General features: G+C 70.0%; 21 protein-coding genes. 8 read left to right on the top strand and 13 right to left on the bottom strand.

The window, feature by feature from the left end:
* The first annotated feature begins 21 nt into the window (after positions 1–21).
* The gene (locus ACFWN2_RS33020) at positions 22–501 is read left to right on the top strand and encodes a DUF2975 domain-containing protein (protein WP_382434162.1); all 480 of its coding nucleotides are present in this window, start codon (positions 22–24) and stop codon (positions 499–501) included.
* Positions 501–719, top strand: coding sequence for a helix-turn-helix transcriptional regulator (locus tag ACFWN2_RS33015; protein WP_089914565.1), 219 nt, complete (start codon positions 501–503; stop codon positions 717–719). Before ACFWN2_RS33020 ends, ACFWN2_RS33015 begins: the two co-directional genes overlap by 1 nt.
* On the opposite strand, the gene ACFWN2_RS33010 is transcribed toward ACFWN2_RS33015, so the two are convergent.
* The gene (locus ACFWN2_RS33010) at positions 711–1,946 is read right to left on the bottom strand and encodes a glutamate mutase L (RefSeq protein ID WP_382434160.1); all 1,236 of its coding nucleotides are present in this window, start codon (positions 1,944–1,946) and stop codon (positions 711–713) included. The two genes, ACFWN2_RS33015 and ACFWN2_RS33010, sit on opposite strands and share 9 nt — an antisense overlap.
* Positions 1,947–1,963: 17 nt before the next feature.
* Between ACFWN2_RS33010 and ACFWN2_RS33005 the strand changes: the two genes are divergently transcribed.
* Positions 1,964–2,572 carry a hypothetical protein gene (locus ACFWN2_RS33005; RefSeq protein WP_382434159.1) on the top strand — a complete coding sequence of 203 codons (609 nt, stop codon included), beginning with the start codon at positions 1,964–1,966 and terminating at the stop codon, positions 2,570–2,572.
* Here the strand turns inward: ACFWN2_RS33005 and ACFWN2_RS33000 are convergent.
* The 8 genes from ACFWN2_RS33000 to ACFWN2_RS32965 form a co-directional block, all read right to left on the bottom strand.
* Positions 2,569–3,024: a MarR family winged helix-turn-helix transcriptional regulator gene (locus ACFWN2_RS33000; protein WP_382434157.1), complete on the bottom strand. Its 456-nt coding sequence runs from the start codon at positions 3,022–3,024 to the stop codon at positions 2,569–2,571. The genes ACFWN2_RS33005 and ACFWN2_RS33000 overlap by 4 nt on opposite strands.
* Before the next feature lie 25 nt (positions 3,025–3,049).
* Positions 3,050–4,585, bottom strand: a complete 1,536-nt coding sequence (locus ACFWN2_RS32995; RefSeq protein ID WP_382434156.1) for an amino acid permease — start codon at positions 4,583–4,585, stop codon at positions 3,050–3,052.
* Positions 4,586–4,740: 155 nt separating this feature from the next.
* Complete coding sequence (locus ACFWN2_RS32990; RefSeq protein ID WP_382434155.1) at positions 4,741–5,664, bottom strand: cation diffusion facilitator family transporter; 924 nt, start codon at positions 5,662–5,664, stop codon at positions 4,741–4,743.
* A gap of 41 nt (positions 5,665–5,705) precedes the next feature.
* On the bottom strand, positions 5,706–6,920 hold the full coding sequence (gene manA / locus ACFWN2_RS32985) for a mannose-6-phosphate isomerase, class I (protein ID WP_382434154.1): 1,215 nt from the start codon (positions 6,918–6,920) through the stop codon (positions 5,706–5,708).
* Positions 6,921–6,939: 19 nt separating this feature from the next.
* Positions 6,940–8,004 (bottom strand): hypothetical protein, encoded by a 1,065-nt coding sequence (locus tag ACFWN2_RS32980; RefSeq protein WP_382434153.1) that lies wholly within the window; start codon positions 8,002–8,004, stop codon positions 6,940–6,942.
* A 5-nt stretch (positions 8,005–8,009) separates the two neighbouring features.
* Positions 8,010–8,210: a Trm112 family protein gene (locus tag ACFWN2_RS32975; RefSeq protein ID WP_382434151.1), complete on the bottom strand. Its 201-nt coding sequence runs from the start codon at positions 8,208–8,210 to the stop codon at positions 8,010–8,012.
* Between the two features lie 12 nt (positions 8,211–8,222).
* Positions 8,223–9,575: a phosphomannomutase/phosphoglucomutase gene (locus ACFWN2_RS32970; RefSeq protein WP_382434150.1), complete on the bottom strand. Its 1,353-nt coding sequence runs from the start codon at positions 9,573–9,575 to the stop codon at positions 8,223–8,225.
* A gap of 85 nt (positions 9,576–9,660) precedes the next feature.
* Entirely contained in the window at positions 9,661–10,020 is a 360-nt protein-coding gene (locus ACFWN2_RS32965; RefSeq protein ID WP_236216914.1) for a DUF3499 domain-containing protein, read from the bottom strand.
* Between the two features lie 93 nt (positions 10,021–10,113).
* Here ACFWN2_RS32965 and ACFWN2_RS32960 point away from each other — a divergent pair, with 93 nt between their 5' ends.
* Complete coding sequence (locus ACFWN2_RS32960; RefSeq protein WP_382434148.1) at positions 10,114–10,557, top strand: metallopeptidase family protein; 444 nt, start codon at positions 10,114–10,116, stop codon at positions 10,555–10,557.
* A gap of 48 nt (positions 10,558–10,605) precedes the next feature.
* Here ACFWN2_RS32960 and ACFWN2_RS32955 read toward each other — a convergent pair whose 3' ends face one another.
* Together ACFWN2_RS32955 and ACFWN2_RS32950 are read right to left on the bottom strand one after the other, a co-directional pair.
* Positions 10,606–13,764, bottom strand: a complete 3,159-nt coding sequence (locus tag ACFWN2_RS32955) for a glycosyltransferase (protein WP_382434147.1) — start codon at positions 13,762–13,764, stop codon at positions 10,606–10,608.
* Between the two features lie 39 nt (positions 13,765–13,803).
* Positions 13,804–14,109 (bottom strand): WhiB family transcriptional regulator, encoded by a 306-nt coding sequence (locus ACFWN2_RS32950; protein ID WP_330854146.1) that lies wholly within the window; start codon positions 14,107–14,109, stop codon positions 13,804–13,806.
* A gap of 245 nt (positions 14,110–14,354) precedes the next feature.
* Between ACFWN2_RS32950 and ACFWN2_RS32945 the strand changes: the two genes are divergently transcribed.
* Genes ACFWN2_RS32945 through ACFWN2_RS32930 form a run of 4 tightly spaced genes read left to right on the top strand, consistent with a single transcriptional unit; the run spans position 14,355 to position 17,936 of the window.
* Positions 14,355–15,110, top strand: coding sequence for a site-2 protease family protein (locus ACFWN2_RS32945; RefSeq protein WP_382434145.1), 756 nt, complete (start codon positions 14,355–14,357; stop codon positions 15,108–15,110).
* Positions 15,111–15,143: 33 nt separating this feature from the next.
* On the top strand, positions 15,144–16,097 hold the full coding sequence (cofD, locus tag ACFWN2_RS32940) for a 2-phospho-L-lactate transferase (RefSeq protein WP_382434144.1): 954 nt from the start codon (positions 15,144–15,146) through the stop codon (positions 16,095–16,097).
* Positions 16,090–17,412 (top strand): coenzyme F420-0:L-glutamate ligase, encoded by a 1,323-nt coding sequence (locus tag ACFWN2_RS32935; RefSeq protein ID WP_382434143.1) that lies wholly within the window; start codon positions 16,090–16,092, stop codon positions 17,410–17,412. The genes cofD and ACFWN2_RS32935 overlap by 8 nt, the downstream gene beginning before the upstream one ends.
* Positions 17,409–17,936, top strand: coding sequence for an NUDIX hydrolase (locus ACFWN2_RS32930; RefSeq protein WP_382434142.1), 528 nt, complete (start codon positions 17,409–17,411; stop codon positions 17,934–17,936). Before ACFWN2_RS32935 ends, ACFWN2_RS32930 begins: the two co-directional genes overlap by 4 nt.
* On the opposite strand, the gene ACFWN2_RS32925 is transcribed toward ACFWN2_RS32930, so the two are convergent.
* Positions 17,933–18,814, bottom strand: coding sequence for a DNA-3-methyladenine glycosylase family protein (locus ACFWN2_RS32925; protein ID WP_382434141.1), 882 nt, complete (start codon positions 18,812–18,814; stop codon positions 17,933–17,935). The two genes, ACFWN2_RS32930 and ACFWN2_RS32925, sit on opposite strands and share 4 nt — an antisense overlap.
* Positions 18,807–19,874: a sugar phosphate nucleotidyltransferase gene (locus ACFWN2_RS32920; protein ID WP_382434140.1), complete on the bottom strand. Its 1,068-nt coding sequence runs from the start codon at positions 19,872–19,874 to the stop codon at positions 18,807–18,809. Before ACFWN2_RS32920 ends, ACFWN2_RS32925 begins: the two co-directional genes overlap by 8 nt.
* Positions 19,875–19,879 lie beyond the last annotated feature (5 nt).

Below are 19,879 nucleotides of genomic sequence, written 5' to 3'. Positions count from 1 at the left end.
ATCACTACTGATACTCGATGCATGATTGCTGAACGTTGGGCGGTGACGGCGCTCCGGGTCTTCCTGGTGGCGCTGTTCGGGATCCTCGTCGTGCTGGAGACGTTGTCGATCCCCGGCTCCTACGCGTACATGGCGCAGCAGAACCCGGCGGAGGCGCACCTGAGGTGGCCCTCGACGATCGTGTCGGTGTTCTGGGTGGTGTGCGTGCAGGTGGTGATCGTGGCCACCTGGAAGCTGCTCACGTTGGTGCGCAAGGATCTGATCTTCACCGAGGCGTCGATCAAGTGGGTGAACGTGATGGTCTGGGCGATCGGCGCGGCATGGGTCGTGCTCGTGGCCGTGTTCGTCTGGGTCGGGTTCCACGCCGACGACCCCGGTGTGCTCGTGCTGTTCTTCGTGATCACGTCCACGGTGTCCGTGATCGGGCTCGTCATCGTCGTGATGCGGGCGCTGCTCAAGCGCGCCACGGAACTGCGCTCCGACATGGAAGCGGTGATCTGATGGCCATCGTCGTGCGCATCGACGTCGAACTGGCCAAGCGCAAGATGAGCGTCGGCGAGTTCGCGGAGAAGGTGGGGCTGACGCCCGCCAACGTCGCGGTGCTGAAGAACGGGCGCGCGAAGGCGGTGCGGTTCAGCACCCTGGAGGCCATGTGCCGCGTGCTGGAGTGCCAGCCCGGCGACCTTCTTGAGTTCGTCGAGGACGAGGAGTCAGCCTAGGCGTTTCGCCAGTCGGTCGGCGGCTTCGAGCCGCCCCGACTCGGCGAGCAGGCCCACCGGTGCCAGCACGTAGTCGCGGTCGACGGTGATCTCGGCGGACCTGAGCACCGGCCGCAGCACCGGGTCGTCGCGGAGGGCCTCGACGACCGGTCCGATGTCCGGCGTGTGCCGGAAGACCCCGCCCGACAGCACCAGCAACCCCGCGCCGTGCGGTCCGAGCTGGCCGTCGACCTGCCGCAGATGCCTCCTCACGGCCAGGATCGCGGCGAACGAGGCCAGCTTCACGTCTGTCGCCGGGTCGTCCGCGAGCCAGTCGACGTTCTCGGCGCGGAACTGGGCCTCTGCGGTCAGATCTTCGGTCGTGAGGCGTTCCGTTCTCGCTTCCTTCACCACTCCTGGCGCGGACCAGCGCATGCCCAGGTCGCCCTCGACGGTGCGGCGGTCCGGCGGGAGCGCGACCGTCCTCTCCAGACCTTCACTGTCCACAGTCGACACCGCCGAGTACACGTCCGTGGTCGCGCCGCCGACGTCCACCACGAGCACCGCACCCTCGCGCTCCTGTTGTGCCAGCCGGGAAACTCCCGCCAGCACCGCGTCCGGCGTCACCGCCCTGACCAGCTGCCGGAACCTCGGGCCCCTCGACAGTCCCTTGCCTCCGATGACGTGCTGGAGGAACGCAGTGCGGATCGCCCTGCGCGCCGGTTCCGGGGCGAGCTGACCGACGTCCGGCAGCACGTTCGGGCACGCCACGACAGTCCGCTTCGCCAGCAGCTCCAACGCTTCCGGTTGCGCCTCGACGTTGCCCGCCAGCACGATCGGCACGGCCACGCGGGCGAGCTTGGCGGCGTTGTGCAGCAGGACCTTCTGGTCGCCACCATCCGTGCCGCCGACCAGCAGGACCAGGTCCGGGGTGGCTGCGCGGAGTGCCTTCACGTCGACCGGGCCCGCGCTGATGTGCACGATCTTGGCGCCCGCGGACAGCGCCACCCGGTAGCCCGCTTCGGCGCTGACCACGCGTTCCTGGCCGACGACCGCGAGCCTGAGGCCTCCGCCGGCCGACGAGCACGCGAGGATCTCGCCGTCGCCGACCTCTTCTCGCAGTGCGTCGATGCCTCGCAGCACTTCCGGTGGGGTCGTGGGGTGCTGGCCGGTCCTGACCAGTTCGCCCTCTGGGGTGACGAGAGCGGCCTTGGTCCAGGTGGAACCGACGTCGAGACAGAGGATCACGGGGTTAGCTTGCCATCATGAAGCTCACGCCCAAGGTGATCCTCGAAGGCACGCGGCTGACCGGCAAGACGGACCTGGCCTTCGCGTTGAACGAACACCCCGCGCTGGTCGGGCACCGCCGGTACCGGTACCACTCGCCGTTGATCTCTGCGGAGTGGAGCGGGTTCAGCAACGAACCGTGGGGACGTGGGCTGATCGACTTCGATGTGGAGGAGACCGCTCACGCGATGGAGACCTACGAGACGTGGGTGCGGATGTTCGAGCTGCAGCGCTACTACTCGTGGATCGTCGACCGGTTCCACCTGTCCACGCTGGCCTATCAGGCACGGCAGGGGCGCGAGTTCGACTTCGGCTGGCTGGAGGAACGGCTGAAGCCGCTCAACTTCGCGATCGTGCTGTGCACCCGTCCCGAGGGCACGTTCGCGGAAGCGCGGGAGGAGCGGCTGAAGATCAGCGCGAACCCGAAGCAGTACGTGTCGCTGGAGCCGTTCGTCGAGGAACAGCGGCAACTGCGGGAGCTGGCGGCGAAGTCGGCGCTGCCGGTCTTCGAGTTCGACGTGACGCGGCACGGGCCCGACGACGTGGCCTCGTGGCTGGACGAACGCGGACTGCTGACGCTCCCCTAGTCGTCCGCCTTCTCGTGCACCGTCTGCATGAACGCCCCGAGCTGCGCGAGCTGCTCCGGCGTGAAGAGGTCGACGAGGTACTCGCGCACGGTCCCGACGTGGCCCGGCGCGGTCGTGCGCAGCAGGTCCTTGCCCGCCTCGGTCAGCACGGCGAGGATGCCGCGCTCGTCGGACTCGTGCGGTTCGCGCCGCACGAGTCCCGACTTCTCCAGCTTGCCGATCTGGTAGGTCAGCGAGCTCTTCGACACCACGACCCTGCGCGCCAGTTCGGTCATGCGCATGCGGTTGCCCGGTTGTTCGGACAGCACGACCAGCACGTTGTACTGCGCGTGCGAGAGGCCCGCGTCGCGCTGCAACTGCTGTTCGATCTGCCTCTCGAGGAGGTGGTACGCCTGGACGAAGTGGTGCCAGGCGTTCCCCTCCTCCTCCGAGAGCCACCGCGCGTCTTCCATGGTGCGCAGATTAGTTGGTCAACACCTAGTGGCCCGGCTCTTCGCCGCGCTTGACCACCGGTTCGGGCTCCACCTTCGCCTGGCCGGACTTGCCCAGCACCGAGTTGCGCCGGCTGTAGACGAAGTAGACGACCACGCCGAGCGCCATCCAGATGAGGAACCGGATCCACGTGAGCGCGGTCAGGTTCAGCATCAGCCAGGCGCAGGCGAGGATCGCGAGGATCGGCACCAGCGGCACGAGCGGCACGCGGAAACCGCGCTCCAGGTCGGGCCTGGTCTTGCGGAGCACCATCACGCCTGCGGAGACGAGGATGAACGCGAACAGCGTGCCGACGTTCACCATCTCTTCGAGCTTGCCCGCGGGGAAGAAGCCCGCGGCGACCGCGACCAGCACACCGATGATGATCGTGATGCGGGTCGGCGTGCCGTGGCTGCCGGTCTTCGCGAGACCGCGCGGCAGCAGGCCGTCACGCGACATCGCGAACAGCACGCGGCTCTGGCCGAGCATCAGCACCATGACGACGGTGGTGAGACCGGCGAGCGCGCCGACCGAGATCACCGTCGCCGCCCAGTCGACCCCGTTGTCCGAGAACGCGCTCGCGAGCGTGGCGCGCGTGCCGTCCGGCTGCGTGGCGAGCTTCGTGTACGGCACCATGCCGGTGATCACCAGCGTCACGGCGACGTAGAGCACGGTGACGATCGCGAGCGAGCCGAGGATGCCGCGCGGGACGGCCTTCTGCGGGTTCTTGGTCTCCTCCGCCGTGGTCGCCACGACGTCGAAACCGATGAACGCGAAGAACACGATGCTGGCGGCGGCCAGCATGCCGAGCACACCGTACGTGCTGCCCGAGTAGCCGGTGATCAGCGAGAACAGCGACTGCTCGACGCCGGTGTGCGCGGCGGGACCGCCCTCGGCCGCCGGCGGGATGAACGGCGAGTAGTTCTCCGCCTTGATGTAGCTGATGCCGAGCACGATCACGAGCAGCACCACCGCGACCTTGATGGCCGTGATGACCGCGCTGACCCGCGAGCTCAGCTTCGTGCCGACGACCAACAGGACCGTGAGCACCCCGACCAGGAGCACGGCGCCCCAGTCGAACTTGATGCCGTCACCGATCTCTGTCTTCACGTCGAACCCGAAGAGCCCCAACGTCGTCTGCAGGTACGCCGACCAGCCCTTGGCGACCGCGGCCGAACCGACCGCGAACTCCAGCACCAGGTCCCACCCGATGATCCACGCGGCGAACTCGCCGAACGTCGCGTAGGAGAAGGTGTACGCGCTGCCCGCGACCGGCACCGTCGAGGCGAACTCGGCGTAGCACAACGCGGCCAGCGCGCAGGCGATCGCCGCCAGGACGAAGGACAGCGAGACCGACGGCCCCGCGATGTTGCCCGCGGTGCTCGCGGTGAGGGTGAAGATGCCGGCACCGATCACGACCGCGACGCCGAAGACCGTGAGGTCCCAGGCCGTCAGGTCCTTGCGGAGCTTGGTGCCCGGCTCGTCCGTGTCCGCGATCGACTGCTCGATCGACTTCGTGCGCCACAACCCGTTCCCCGGCACGGTGCATACCTCCTTGATGGAAACCGATTCGGCCACCCTAGAGGTATCCACCACGTGAGACGGCCATAGCCGTTCACCGCGGGTTTGTCCGGTGTTCTGTCTCGTGAACGACGAAGCCGCCCCGGGCTTTCACCCGGGGCGGCTTCGAAGGAAGGTCAGGAGCTGGCGACCGTGGACCGGTCCAGGTCAGGCTCCAGGTAGATCAGCCGGGCCTGCGGCACCTTGTTCCGCACCCGCTGCTCGGCGTCGTTGATCGCCTGCGCCACCTCGTCGAGCGGCAGCCGGGGCTCCAGCGCGATCTTCGCGGCCACGAGCATCTCGTCAGGGCCGATGTACTGGGTCTTGATGTGGATGACGCGCTGCACCTTGCCGGCGGCCAGCTCGTCGACGATGACGTCGAGGTCCTTGTCGGACGCGCCCTCACCGATCAGCAGCGACTTCATCTCGATGATCAGGATCACCGCGATGACGCCCAGCAGCACACCGATGGCGACCGTGCCGAGCGCGTCGAAGACCGGGTTGCCGGTGATCGTCGCGAGGCCGACACCGATGAGCGCCAGCACCAGGCCGATCAGCGCGCCCGCGTCCTCCAGCAGCACGACCGGCAGCTCCGGCGTGCGGGAGTTGCGGATGAACTGCCACCAGGTGGCGTCGCCCTTGATCTTCTTCGACTCGACGATCGCCGTGTAGAAGCTGTAGGACTCCAGGCCGATGGCGACGACGAGGATGCCGACGGCGACGATCGGGCTGGAGAGCGCCTCGGGGTGCTGCAGCTTGTGGATGCCCTCGTACAGCGCGAACACCGAGCCGAGGGTGAAGAGCATCAGCGCGACCACGAACGACCAGAAGTAGCGGTCGCGGCCGAAGCCGAACGGGTGCAGCCTGGTCGCCTTGCGCTGGGCCGTCTTCTGGCCGAGCAGCAGCAGGCCCTGGTTCGACGTGTCGGCGACCGAGTGCACCGACTCGGCGAGCATCGACGACGAGCCGGTGATCAAGAATCCTACGAACTTGGCCACCGCGATACCGGCGTTCGCCACCAATGCCGCGACGATCGCCTTGGTCCCGCCCCCTGCTGACACGCCTGTCTCCTCGCAACCAGTCCGGTTTGTCCGGGCGAACCTTAGTCGGTTCCCGCCGTGGCGCGGAAAAGTTCGGCGGAATCGACACCATCCGGGCGGATGATCACCGCCGGATCCGATGCCGGCAGCCACACGGACTGACCGCGTGCCAGCCGCAGTTCCTCGCCGCGCGCGTTCGTGAGTACCACGGCGCCCTCGGTGCAAATCATGATCTGCGGGCCCTCGTGGTTGATCCGCGTCTCGCCCGCCAGGTCCAACCTGGACAGTTCGAACTCCGGCGCGGGCGTGCGGTAGACGCGGACGCCCGGCTGGGTCTCCTCGCCCAGCAGCACTTCCATGTCGCCGCACGTGAAGTCGAGCACGCGCAGCAGTTCGGGCACGTCGACGTGCTTGGGCGTGAGGCCGCAGCGCAGGACGTTGTCCGAGTTCGCCAGGATCTCGATGCCCGTTCCGCGCAGGTACGCGTGCAGGTTGCCTGCGGGCAGGTGGATGGCCTCGCCCGGCTGCAGCACGATGCGGTTGAGGAGCAGGGCCGCCAGCACGCCCGCGTCGCCGGGGTAGGACTCGCCCAGTTCCAGGATCGTGCGGCACTCCAGGTCGAACTCGCCGTGCTCCTTCACGTGCAGCACGCACGCGTCGAGGACCTGCGGGAGCAGCAACGACAACGACGTCTGCGGCAGCGTGATCAGCATCGTGAACAACGCGCGCAGGCCCGACGGGTCCGGCTGGGCGACCAGCATCTCGGTGTACGGCGCCAGGGCCGGGGCGTCCAGCGCGCGCAGCAACGCGACCGTCCTGGCCGGATCGCGGAAGCCTGCCAGCGCGTGGAACTCGGTCAGGGCGCAGACCAGCTCCGGCTTCGCGGCCGGGTCCTTGTAGTTGCGCACCGGGGAGTCCAGCGGCACGAGGCGCTTCTCCTCGGCGGCGAAGCCCTCTGCCGCCTGCGCCGCGGACGGGTGCGCCTGCAGGCTCAGCGCCTCCTCGGCGGCGAGCACCTTGATCAGGAACGGGAGCCTGCTGCCCCACCTCTGCGCCACGCGCTGACCGAGCTGTCCGTCCGGGTTCTCGGTCAGCAGGTCGAGCAGCGAGCGCTGGACGCCGTCCGCGCCGACGACGCGGGACGGGTCGCCGGGATGGGCGCCCATCCACAGCTCTGCCTCGGGATGGGGTGCGGGCACCTCCTTCCCGAGCAGCTCGGCGATGGCCGTGCGTGAACCCCACGCGTACGGCCTTACCGCGTTGTGCAGCAGGTCCACGTCTGAGTCAGCTCCCAAATCAGTACGGGTTGCCGCCGAGAGTTCCGGCGGCCAGCCCGAGGTACAGCGCGGCCAGTTCGAAGCGGAGCGCGAGCAGCGCGGCCGTGACCGCGTCGCCTCCCGCCACCTCGACGGCCGGCTCCAGCACGTCTGCTCCCGGCAGGGAGTCCTCGGCGGCGTGCCTCATGGCGTCGGCCGCCGGGCCCTGGCGCACGGCCAGCAACAGCACCCGCAGGAGTCCGGTGCCCGGCTCGTCGTCCGGGTCGGCGAAGAGGTCAGCGCCCGAGGTTCCCTGCACCGCGCGGCGGTGCAGCACCGAACGCGTGATCGCCTGCTGGTACCCGGCGACGTCGGAGGCGACCCCGGCGAACGTCGCCAGCACGCCCGCTCCGTGCGCGGCGACCGCCGTGGCGACCTCGTCGAGGCCCCACAGCAGCGGCGTGCGGTCGGCGACGCGCAGCGCCAGCGACTTCGCCGGGTTCACGAACGACTCGTGCATCGGGTGGTCGCGCTCGGCCTCGCGGTCGAGCTCGTCCGCGATCAGCTCGACGTCGGTCTTGAGCAGCCCGAGCGAGTGCAGCACCAGCAGCCACGCGGCGAGCGCGCGCGGGAAGCTGAAGCCCGGCGGCACGTCGACGCGGGGCGGCAGCAGCACGGCGCGTCCGGCGGCGGCCGCGGCGATCGGACCGGAGTCCGGCGCCGTCAGCAACGTCCTGGCGCCCCGGCGGACCGCCCTGTCGATCGACTCGGCGAGCACCCGGTCTCCCGGGTCCTCGGTGTGGGCGAGCACCACGTCGAGGGCGCCGACCCACGGCGGCACCTCGTCGGACACCACGACCGGCACCGCGCAGCCGGAGCCGAGCAACGCCATGACGACGCCGGCGACCGCGACCGAGTGGCCGGGCCTGGCGATGAGCACGACGGCGCGCGGGCGTTCGGAGAAGATCCGCTCCACCCCCGCCTCGGCCGCGGCCTCGGCGGTGGAACGGACCTGCGCACCCGCACGGGCGGCGGCGCGCAGCCAGCCGCCCGTGTCGGCGTCGGCGAGGCGGCTCGAGTCGTCGAGCAGCGTGTCGTCGAGCACCTACGTCACCCAGCCGACGGCGGCTCGACCGCCTCGTCCAGCAGCAGCACCGGGATGCCGTCGCGCACCGGGAACGAACGACCGCACGCGGTGCACGTGAGGAAGTCAGCCTCCGGATCGGTTGGCGTCCCGACCTGCAGCGGCGCGTGCTCGGGGCACGGGCAGGCGAGGATCTCCAGCAACTGCTCTTCGAGCTTGACGGCCACGGTGTTCTCTCCTCAGGCCCGCACGATCGCGAGGACCTCGTCGCTCAGCGCGGCGACGGCCTCGGGGGTGGCGGCTTCGACGTTCAGGCGCAGCAGCGGCTCGGTGTTCGAGGCCCGCAGGTTGAACCACGACCCGTCCGCCAGCTGCACGGTGAGACCGTCCAGCTCGTCGATCGTGACGCCGTCCTTGGAGCCGTACGCGTCCTTGATGGCGGCGATCCGGCCGGCCTGGTCGGCGACGGTCGAGTTGATCTCACCGGAGGCGGCGTAGCGGTTGTAGACCTCGGTCAGCGTCGACAGTGGACCGTCCTGCTCACCGAGCGCGGCCAGCACGTGCAGCGCGGCCAGCATGCCGGTGTCGGCACGCCAGAAGTCGCGGAAGTAGTAGTGCGCGGAGTGCTCGCCACCGAAGATGGCGCCCGTCTTGGCCATCTCCTCCTTGATGAACGAGTGGCCGACGCGCGTGCGCACGGGGTTGCCGCCGTGCTCCTCGACGATCTCCGGCACGGCGTGCGAAGTGATCAGGTTGTGGATGATCGTGCCGCCGGGGTCCTTGGCGAGCTCGCGCACGGCCACCAGCGCGGTGATCGCGGACGGGCTGACCGGGTCGCCGTTCTCGTCCACGACGAAGCAGCGGTCCGCGTCGCCGTCGAACGCGACACCGGCGTCGGCGCCCTCGGCCTTGGTGCGGGCCTGCAGGTCGACGATGTTCTTCGGGTCGAGCGGGTTCGCCTCGTGGTTCGGGAAGCTGCCGTCGAGCTCGAAGTACATGGGGATCACCTCGATGGGCAGGCCCTCGAAGACCTGCGGCACCGTGTAGCCGCCCATGCCGTTGCCCGCGTCCACGACGATCTTGAGCGGGCGGATGGTCTTCAGGTCGACGAGCTCGTTGAGGTAGGCCGCGTAGTCGACGAGCATGTTGCGCTCCTCGAACGTGCCCTTCTCGACGCCCTCGGCGTCGGGGACCTGGCTCTCGGCGTCCTCGCGGATCTGGCCGAGACCGGTGTCCTGGCCCACGGGCGACGCGCCCGCGCGGCACATCTTGATGCCGTTGTACTGCGCCGGGTTGTGGCTCGCGGTGAACATGGCACCCGGCAGGTCGAGCTTGCCGGACGCGAAGTAGAGCATGTCCGTGCTGGCCAGACCGATGCTGATGACGTTCACGCCCTGCGCCTGCGCGCCCTCGGCGAACGCGCGCGAGAGCTCGGGCGACGAGTCGCGCATGTCGTGACCGATGACGATGGCGGGCCCACCGACCAGGCGCGCGAAGGCGGCGCCGAAGTCGCGGACCAAACCGGCGTCCAACTGTTCGCCGACCACCCCGCGGATGTCGTACGCCTTGACGATGCCGGACAGGTCACGCACGCCGCACACTCCCAGGGAACTCGCTCTTGACGGCCACTGACCGGGCAGCCTACCGGCGAGAAGATTAGTGGTGCGTGTGGTCGGTTCAGTCCTCGTGCGGATCGGGCAGCACCCGAAGGTGCCCACGCCTGTGAGAGCCCGCAGGCACGTCGGGAAGCTTGGGGCTGACATCAGCCCGTCCAGCCTCCCGCACGGCCTCGGCCAGCGCCGTCAGGTCGTCCACACTCGGCTCGGGCGCCGCGAACTCACCCTGGTGCCTCACGACCTCCCAACCACGAGGCGCCGTGAGCCGCAACGCGTGCTCCTCGCACAGGTCGTAACTGTGCGGTTCGGAGTACGTGGCAAGCGGCCCGACGACCGCGGTGGAGTCCGCATAGGCGTAGGTGAGCGTGGCGACAGCCGGGTTAGCACACCCGGTTCGCGAGCACCGTCTCACGCTCCGCACGATCCGGGACGATAGCGCGTCCGCGGGAGGCTGTGTGTGAGGCACGCTGTGTTTAGTCCTCCGGGGGAGCAACTAGGCTGCTCGGTTGTGGTGATGGCACGGGGTTCACAACGGCAGAATTCGCCGCGTCGGCGCAACCGCGACCGGCACGGCCGGGGCCTGCGCGGCCCCCTGTACCCGGCCACCCTCCCCGCCGCCCGTTCCCGCGCGGAACGCTTCGACGCCCTGGTCATCGAGGCGCTGGAGCCCATCGAGACCCGCTGGCGCACCGAGCTCACGCAGCTCGACGTGGCCGTCGACGACGTCCCCGAGGTGCAGGTCGAGGGCGAGGACGGCGTGGTGGAGGACGGCAACGTCCCCCTGGCCCGCCTGTTGCCCGCCGGCTCCGACAACCGTGCCCGGATCGTTCTCTACCGCCGCCCGCTGGAGGCGCGCGCGAAGGACGGGGCGGACCTGGCCGACCTGGTGCACGACGTGCTGGTGGAGCAGGTCGCGAACTACCTGGGGCTGGACCCCGACGTGGTGGACGAGGGCTGAGACCCCTCTCACACCGCTCAGCCCTCAGTGCGAGAGCTGAGCGACCCGTCACCCTCGTCGCCGGGTGGGCACCGCGGTCAGCAGCGTGAACAACAGCGCCGCCGCCTGCCCCAGCAGCAGGAAGTCCCGCAGCGTCGTCGACATCGACACCCGAACCTCGGCCCCGCCGGACGGCAACGGCACCCCGATCAGGTGACCCCAGGCCCGCACCACGGGCACCTGCACCCCGTCGACGAACACCCGCCACCCCGGCTCGTCCTCGGCGGTCAGCACCAGCACGCGCCCCTCCCCGCCGGGCGACACCTTCACCGCCACGTCGGGCAGCGTCACGTTCACGGGCGCCACCCCATCGGCTGACAACGAGTCCGGCGGCTCCCCGCCGGTCCGGGCGCGGCGAGCCAGGTCGGGCGCCAGCAACACCCCGGTGTCTGCGGCCAGCCGCACCCGCAGCACGGGTCGCCCGTCCGTGGCACGAGGTGCCTCGGACACCAACTCCCCGGCGGCCTCACGGACCTTCGCGGCGGCGGAGTCGGACGGCAGCACGACGAACGAGACCCCCGAAGCAGCCGCTTGGGCCAAGGCCATCTTCACCGCAGGAGGGGCCCCCTCCAGCAGCGAGGAGTTCCATCGGCGCAACCGTGCAGGCGACGAGGCGGTGGGCACCAGGTCGTCGTCACCGAAGGCGGGCATCCGCCCGGCGATCTGACGCGCAGGCGACCCGAGGATCAGCACCGACCGCCCCGACCGCTCCAGTTCAGCCGTCAGCGACGTGTTCAACGCCACCCCGCCGTCGGCCTTCAGCGGCCCGGAGCGCAGGTCCAGGAAGCCTGCGACGCCGAGGCTGACCAGCGTCACCACGCCGACGACGTACACGGCGCGGCGCACGCGGGCCAGCCTGGCGATGCCCGGCGGCACCCCGCGCTGACAACCCGCCAGCACCACGCACACGAGTCCCCACGCCAGGATCACCAACGGCGTTCCCGGCCAGGCCCCGACGGCGGCCACGGCGGCGAGCGCGCCGATGGCCAGGACGATCACGAGCAGGCCCGGCAGCATCAGGACGCTCGGCCGCAGTACGGCGGCGGCGAAACCGGCGGCGACGAAGACCGAGCACACGATCAGGTTCGGTGGCGACGACTCGAAGGCCGCTCCCAGGCCGTTGAGCACCTTCTCGGGGTGTTGCAGCAGGACGGCGGGCCACGGCAGGAGGAGCGCCATCGGCAGAAGCACGATGGCGAACAAGGCTGCGATCCGGCGCGCGCCGCCTGTCACCGCGATGAAGCCCACGAGAGAGCCGACGATCACCACGACGTGCGTCAGGGGTGAGAAGGCACCCAGGACTGCGACGCCGATGGCGGTGCCGGAGGCCATCGGCAACCAGGCGTGGGTGGATGACGCGCGCAAGACGGCATACACGCCGGCGAAGACCACGGGCGTGACGATGTGCACCACTACGACGTCCAGGCGGCCTTCGGACACGGCCGTCGTTGCCACGGGGAGCAGGCCGTAGAAGGCGGCCACCACCGCGCGCACGGAACGTCGTACGCGCAAGCCTCGTGACGCGATGTACGCCGACAACGCGGCGAGGGGGATGTCGCCGAGCAGCAACATCGCCACGGCGAACGACGGGCCGCCGGGGACCAGGCCCAGCACGGCCAGTGCGGCGGGGGCCGGGGCCGCGGTACCGCCGAAGACCGGGTGCCACGACGACAGGTACGTCGACCAGACCGACCCCGCCGAGCCGACCGGGAGCAGGCGGCCGCCCGCGAGGTCGAGGCCGAGGCGGGACCAGTTCGCGATCAGCGCGACCGCGGACAGGCTGAGCAGCAGCAGGACCGGGGGCGCCAGCAGCAGGGAGCGCAGCACCCGCGACTGGTCGACCTCGACGAAGACCACACCGGGAGAGGCGCGCGGGCCCGGTGATGGGCGGGGGCGTGGTGACGGACGCAGGGCACCGGGCAGGGCGGCGTCCACGGAGACGACGACGGGTGGGCGGCGCAGGCCGGCGACGCGCGGGCGGCCGCGCGAGGCACCGGCGGGCAGCGCGGACGGGCCGACCGGGCGTGAGTCCACTTCGGACGGTTCGAGCCACGCGGAACCGGAATCGGTTGCGGGCAAACGACCCAGGGCGGCGTCGGCCTCGACGCGGCGGCGGATCAGGAACGCGGCGCCGGCGCGGATCGCGTTGCGCAGCCGGGTGAGTCTGCTGGTGAAGAGCCCGCGGACGACGGCGGAGCCCCTGCGGGCGCGGCGGCCTTCGAGCAGACGGCCTCTTGTCAGGAGGTAGCGGGCCGCGCCGACCTCGGCGTGTGCGTCCGCGAAACGCCGGAGGAACAGGAAGCCCAGGGCCCGCAGGAGCGACAGGAACAGCAGCCGCGGAAGTCCGATCAGGAACGAGAAACCTGAACAATTGACCAAGAAAGTGCGCATGCCGTGCGCGCGGTCGACGCCACGAAATGACGGACCGGGCCGTGCCATCGCCGCGTCCAAACGGCGTGCGCCTTTAGTTGCGGCGCGGGCATGTCGCATGCGTGCGACCGGTACGCACAGGACCAAATGACCTGAGCGATTAGCGCGCCAGCCGAAGTCGAGATCGTCGCGCAGCAGCGGCATCGCTTCGTCGTAGCCGCCGAGCGAGTGCCAAACCTCACGTTTGATCAACGATCCCGCCGACGAGACGGCGAGAACCTCGGTGCTCTGCTGAAACGATGCGGAATGTTCCGCTGATGAGAGACCCGTCTGTCGATGTCCTGAAGAATCCGTCGACAGACCTGCCTCGACGACCAGACGAGAATCCACCCAATCGAGGCACAGCGGACCCAGCACGGCGGCCGACGGCGACACCTCGGCGGCGGTCAGCAAAGAGGCGAGGCAGTCGGGTTCGGGCGCGCTGTCGTCGTGCAACAGCCACAGCCACCTGCCGGGATCGCCCCACCGTTCGACGGCGTGCTCGACGGCGATGCGCACGGCGGTGCCGAAGCCAGTGCCCCGCGGTGCGCTCAGCACGCCGTCCAGCAGATCTCCGGCCTCTGCCAGGACTTTCGCCGTGGCGTCCGTCGACCCGGTGTCGACAGCGATCACGTGCCGTGGACGGATTCGCTGGCGCCGCAAGGCGGACAGCGCCGTGCTGAGCCACTGGTCGCCGTCGTGGCAGACCAGGACGCACAGCACCGGCGCCGTCCGGAGCCTCGGGTGAGGACTTGTCACGTCCTCAAGTTAAGGCAGAAAGATCACACTTCTGACCGACTAGACGGCTCGCTTCTTCAACTTGCGGCGTTCTCTCTCCGAGAGACCGCCCCAGATGCCGAAGCGTTCGTCGTGCTGGAGCGCGTACTCCAGGCACTCCGAACGAACCTCGCAGCCCAGGCAGATGCGCTTGGCCTCCCGCGTCGAACCACCCTTTTCGGGGAAGAACGCCTCGGGATCCGTCTGGGCGCAGAGCGCGCGCTCCTGCCAGTCCTGCTCGTCGGCAGGGTCGAACAGGTACGACAGCTCGCCCTGCGCGACCGGCTGCGTGACGTGATCTTCTTCGAGCTCTTCGAATTCCTGCATTTCGTCCGCCTCCTCGCCTTCCGCTCTCCCCGGTTGGCGGACGCCAGACGCCGTTCCCACAACGACGAATGACACCGATGTGATTACACCTGCGTCACAGCGGGCGGTCAAGCGGAGTCCACACGTCGGGGGATATTCGCGCGGATGGCCCCAAAAACCTTGACGGACCGCACAGACAGTGATTCGTGTGTCGCAACCGGTCCTCGATCGGCCCACAACGCCAGCCGACACGCCACACTGGAGGGGTGAAGCGATCAGCGGTTCGCCCCAGCCCACTCTTCCTCGGCCTGCTCGCGGCGACGGCCGCGGGGGCCGCCCTCACCCTGCTCGAAGGCGACGTCGCCATCATCTCGGGCACCATCCTCTTCGTACTCGCCGGGTGGGCGGTGACGCTGTGCCTGCACGAGTTCGGGCACGCCGCCGTTGCGTACAAGGGCGGCGATTTCTCCGTACGCGACAAGGGTTATCTGACCCTCGACATCCGTCGTTACACCGACCCGGTGCTCAGCATCGTGCTGCCGCTGGTGCTGCTGGTCATGGGCGGAATCCCGCTTCCGGGCGGCGCCGTGTGGATCAACCACCACGCGCTGCGGTCGAAGAAGATCGAGTCGTTGGTCTCACTCGCGGGACCGGTTTCGAACCTCGTGATCGGTGTCCTGCTCGCCCTCGTCGTCGCGGTCTTCTCGCCGCCGGCCGCACTGGCCTCCGCGATTTCGTACCTTGCTTTGTTGCAGGTGCTCGCGTTCGTGCTGAACATCCTCCCCGTGCCCGGTCTGGACGGCTGGGGCGCGCTGGAGCCGTTCCTGCCCTACAAGGCCCAGCAGTTCGGCGCGAAGGCCCGGCCGTGGGCCCCGCTGGTCCTGTTCGCCGTCCTGATCGGCTTCTCCGAGGTCAGCGCGCTGTTCTTCCAGGTGTCGGCGTCGCTGTTCCAGACCATCGGCGGTGAGCCGGGTTACGCGGGTGCCGGTGCGTCCGCGTTCATGTTCTGGCGCTACCTGTAGGGGCGGATCGGCGCTGTGGAAGCATGGGCGGGCGTGAAGGTCGTAGCACTCGTCGGCGGGGTCGGCGGAGCGAGGTTCCTGCAGGGGCTCAAGGCGCTCGGGGCGGATGTCACCGCCGTGGTCAACACCGGTGACGACGTCTGGATGCACGGGCTGCGCATCACGCCCGACCTCGACACCTGCATGTACACGCTGGGCGGTGGCATCGACACCGAACGCGGCTGGGGCCGCGAGAACGAGTCGTGGACCGTCAAGGAGGAGCTCGCGGCGTACGGCGCCGAGCCGACGTGGTTCGGCCTCGGTGACAGGGACATCGCGACGCACCTCGTTCGCACCCGCATGTTGCGCGCCGGCTATCCGCTGTCCGCGGTGACGGAGGCGCTGTGCGACCGGTGGCAGCCGGGCGTGAAGCTGCTGCCGATGTCGGACGACAGGGTCGAGACGCACGTCGTCGTGGAGCTCGACGGTGAGACGAAGGCCATCCACTTCCAGGAGTGGTGGGTCAAGCACCGGGCCGGTCTGCCCGCGAAGTCGTTCGCGTACGTCGGCGCCGAGACCGCGACGGCCGGACCCGGCGTGCTGGACGCGATCGAACAGGCCGACGCGGTGGTCCTCGCCCCGTCCAACCCCGTGGTGAGCGTCGGCACGATCCTCACCGTGCCCGGCGTGCGCGACGCGTTGCGCAAGACCGAGGCGGGCGTCGTGGGCCTGTCCCCGATCGTCGGCGGGAAACCGTTGCGGGGCATGGCCGACGCCTGCCTGGACGCGATCGGCGTGGAGACCTCGGCCGAGGCGGTCGGGCGGCTCTACGGCTCCCGCAAGTGCTCCGACGACGGCATCCTCGACGCGTGGCTGGTGCACACCGGCGACCGCGCGGACGTGCCCGGTGTCGCGGTTCGCGCGGTTCCGCTGCTGATGTCCGATGTGGACGCCACGGCGCAGATGGCCCGTGACGCCCTGGAACTGGCCGGAGTCGAAGTTGACTGACCACGCCGCCGCGGCGCTGGAGCTGCTGCCGGTACCGGGCCTGCCGGAGTTCCGCCCCGGTGACGACCTGGCCGGCGCGATCGCGAAGGCCGCACCCTGGCTGCGCGACGGCGACGTGCTGGTCGTCACGTCGAAGGTGCTGTCCAAAGTAGAGGGACGACTGGTCCGCGTGCCGGCCGATCCCGAGGAACGGGACAGGATCCGGCGCGAGCACGTGGACGCGGAGTCGGTGCGCGTGCTCGCCCGCAAGATGCGCACGCTGATCACCGAGAACAAGCTCGGCATCGTGCAGGCGGCGTCCGGAGTGGACGCTTCGAACGTGGCGGGCGACGAGATCGCGCTGCTCCCGGTCGACCCGGACGGTTCGGCGGCGTCGTTGCGCGCCGCGCTGAAGTCGTCGCTGGGTGTCGAGGTCGCCGTGGTGATCACCGACACGATGGGCCGCGCGTGGCGGATGGGCCAGACCGACGCCGCGATCGGCGCGTCCGGCATCCGCGTGCTGCACGACTACGCCGGTTCGGTCGACGAGCACGGCAACCAGCTCGCCGTGACGATGGTCGCGATCGCCGACGAGATCGCCGCGGCCGCGGACCTGGTGAAGGGCAAGCTCGGCTCCGTGCCGGTGGCCGTTCTGCGCGGGTTCGACGTGGTGGACGACGGGTCCACGGCGCGCGACCTGAACCGGCCGGTCGAGGACGACCTGTTCAGCCTCGGCACGGAGGAGGCGCTGGCCCAGGGCCGCGCGGAAGCCGTGCTGCTGCGCAAGTCCGTGCGGTTCTACTCGGACGAGCCCGTCGACCTCGCCGTGGTGCGCAGGGCCGTCGGCGCGGCACTGACAGCGCCCGCGCCGCACCACACGAAGCCGCTGCGGTTCGTGCTGGTGCGGGAGAAGCGCGCGGAACTCCTGCGAGCGATGCGCGAGCAGTGGGAGACCGACCTGCTCGCCGACGGGTTCACCCCCGAACAGATCGCGAAGCGGGTGCGCCGCGGCGACCTGCTGGTCGAGGCGCCGGAGATCGTCGTGCCGTTCCTGGTGCGCGACGGAGCACACACCTACCCCGACGACCGCCGCGCGGACGCCGAGAAGACGATGTTCACGGTCGCCGGCGGCGCCGCCGTGCAGGGCCTGCTGGTGGCGCTGGCCGCCGAGGGGCTCGGCTCGTGCTGGGTGTCGTCGACGATCTTCTGCGCGGACGTGGTGCGTTCCGTGCTGGGTGTTCCCGGCGACTGGGAACCGTTGGGCGCGGTAGCGGTCGGCCACCCGGTCGAGCCGCTCGTTCCGCGCGAGCCGCTGGAAGGGCTGATCGAACTTTGACACTGCACGCCGACGCCGTCTCGACGCTGAGCCGGTTCACGGGCCAGGACGCGTTGAAGGAGGCCTACCTGGGCTTCCTGGCGGCCCGTGAGGACGCCTGTCAGCGTTCCTGCGAACCCGGCCACCTCACGGCCTCAGCGCTGGTGCTGGACGCCACCGGGGAGCACGCGTTGCTGACGCTGCACCCCCGCGTGGGCCGGTGGTTGCAACTCGGCGGCCACTGCGAGCCGGAGGACGAGACGCTGGTCGCGGCGGCGCTGCGGGAGGCCACTGAGGAGTCGGGCATGCGCGGGCTGCGCATCGAGCCGACGCCGATCCACCTCGACGTGCACCCGATCACGTGCTCGCTCGGCAAGCCGACGCGGCACTTCGACGTGCGGTTCCTGGTTCGCGCACCCGTTGGCGCGCAACCGGTCCGTTCGGCGGAGTCGGTGGACCTGCAGTGGTGGCCGCTGGACTCGTTGCCGGACAACGTGGACGACCTGCACCCGTTGATCGACAGCGCGCTGGCCCGTCTGCGCTAGAACCTGCGGTAGTCGCGCGGCGAGAACCTCGGTGCTCGCCGCGGCCTCCTCAGGCCCGCCGCCTCCAGGTACATGACCGCGCGGTGGCGTTGCGGCTGATAGGGCTCCAGCAACGCCATCATCGCGTCGTCGTCCCCCGGCGTACCGGTCAACGCCCACGTGACGTTCTTCGCGACGTGGTAGTCGCCGACGCTCACGGCGTCCGGGTCGCCCCAGGCCCGTTGCGCCACCTCGGCGGACGTCCAGACGCCGATGCCGGGCACCTTCTCCAGCAACTCGCGGCTGCGCATCTCGGCGGCCTTCTCCAGCCGGTGCGCGACCTGTGCCGCGTTGATCAGCGTTCGGCGGCGTGCCCCGTCGAGGCCGCACTGGTGCCACTCCCAGTCCTGCAGGCCCAGCAACCGTTGCGGTGTCGGGGGAACCTTCAGCGGCTTCGGTCCGGGAGCGCTCTCACCGAACCGGCGGCCGAGTTCACGCCACGTCCGGAAGGCCTCCGTGCCGGTGACCTTCTGTTCCAGGATCGAGGCGAACAGCAGGTCCCAGACCCGGTTCGTGGCGCCGAGCCGCAGGCCGGGACGTTGTCTGCGCGCCTCGGCGATGACCGGGTGGTGGGCGACGAAGTCGTCCAGCGTGTCGTCCGCGCCGAGCAGCGCGGGCAGGCCGTCGAGCAGCCACGGCCCGCCCTCACCCCACGCTTCGGCGAGCACCTCACCGTTCGTCCTGGTGATGTGCACCGTGCCGGGACCGCACGGCGTGTTCGCCGCGAACCAGACGCCGCCCTCCGTGTTGAAGGACGGGTCGCCCGGTCCGCGGCGCAGCCTGCCGAGCACCGCGCCCAGATCCAGTGGGAACGGTGGAGTCCAGGCTCTCTTAGGCATCCGTTGAGAAGCGCACGCCGGCTTCGGGCAGCACAACGCCCGGCCACACCCGCGCTCCCCCGATCAGCTCGCACCGCGCGCCGATCACCGCGGAGTCGCCGACCACGGCGTCCCTGAGGACCGCACCGGCCTGCACGAGCGCACCGGCACCCACGATCGAACGCTCGACCACGGCACCCTCACCGACAACGGCGCCGTCGAACAGGATCGCGCCGTCGAGCACAGCACCGTCCGCGACCGTGCAGTTCGCACCGACCGTGCTGCCGCCTCGCAGCGTCGCACCTTCGTGCACCGCAGAACCTTCGAGCACCAGGTAGTCGCCCGGCTGTGCAACCGCGGCAGACGGAGCAACGCCGCGCACGAGGTCCGCGGACCCCTGCACGAACGCCTCCGGCTTGCCGAGGTCGAGCCAGTACGTGGCGTCCACGTGGCCCTGCAACCTCTTACCCGCCTCCAGCAGCCCGGGGAACGTCTCGCGCTCCACCGACACCGGCCGCCCGGCGGGAATCGCGTCGATCACCTCGCGCCGGAACACGTAGCAACCGGCGTTGATCTGGTCCGTCGGCGGGTTCTCCGTCTTCTCCAGGAACGCCTGCACGCGCCCCTCGTCGTCCGTCGGCACGCAGCCGAACGCACGCGGGTCCGCCACCTTCACCAGGTGCAGCGTCACGTCCGCCTCGTGCTCGCGGTGCGTGTCCACGATCCCCGTCAGGTCGACGCCCGACAGGATGTCGCCGTTGAACACCATCACGTCGGGCTCACGCAGCTTGTCCGCCACGTTGCGAATCGCCCCCGCCGTGTCCAGCGGCACCTCTTCCACCACGTACTCGAGCTCCAGCCCGAGCCTCGATCCGTCCCCGAAGTACTCCTCGAACACCTCGGCCTTGTAACTGGTCCCGAGCACCACGTGCGTGATGCCGGCCTCCTTGATCCGAGACAGCAGGTGCGTCAAAAATGGCACCCCCGCGGTCGGGAGCATGGGCTTGGGGGCGGACAGGGTCAGCGGGCGAAGGCGGGTGCCCTTGCCCCCGACCAGCACCACAGCTTCGACGCCGTGCACCTTTT

Source organism: Lentzea sp. NPDC058436, assembly GCF_042721515.1.
In the GTDB taxonomy this organism is placed as follows: domain Bacteria; phylum Actinomycetota; class Actinomycetes; order Mycobacteriales; family Pseudonocardiaceae; genus Lentzea.
The sequence above is the reverse complement of the archived record's forward strand: the minus strand, read 5'-3'. Positions and strand labels throughout refer to the sequence as shown.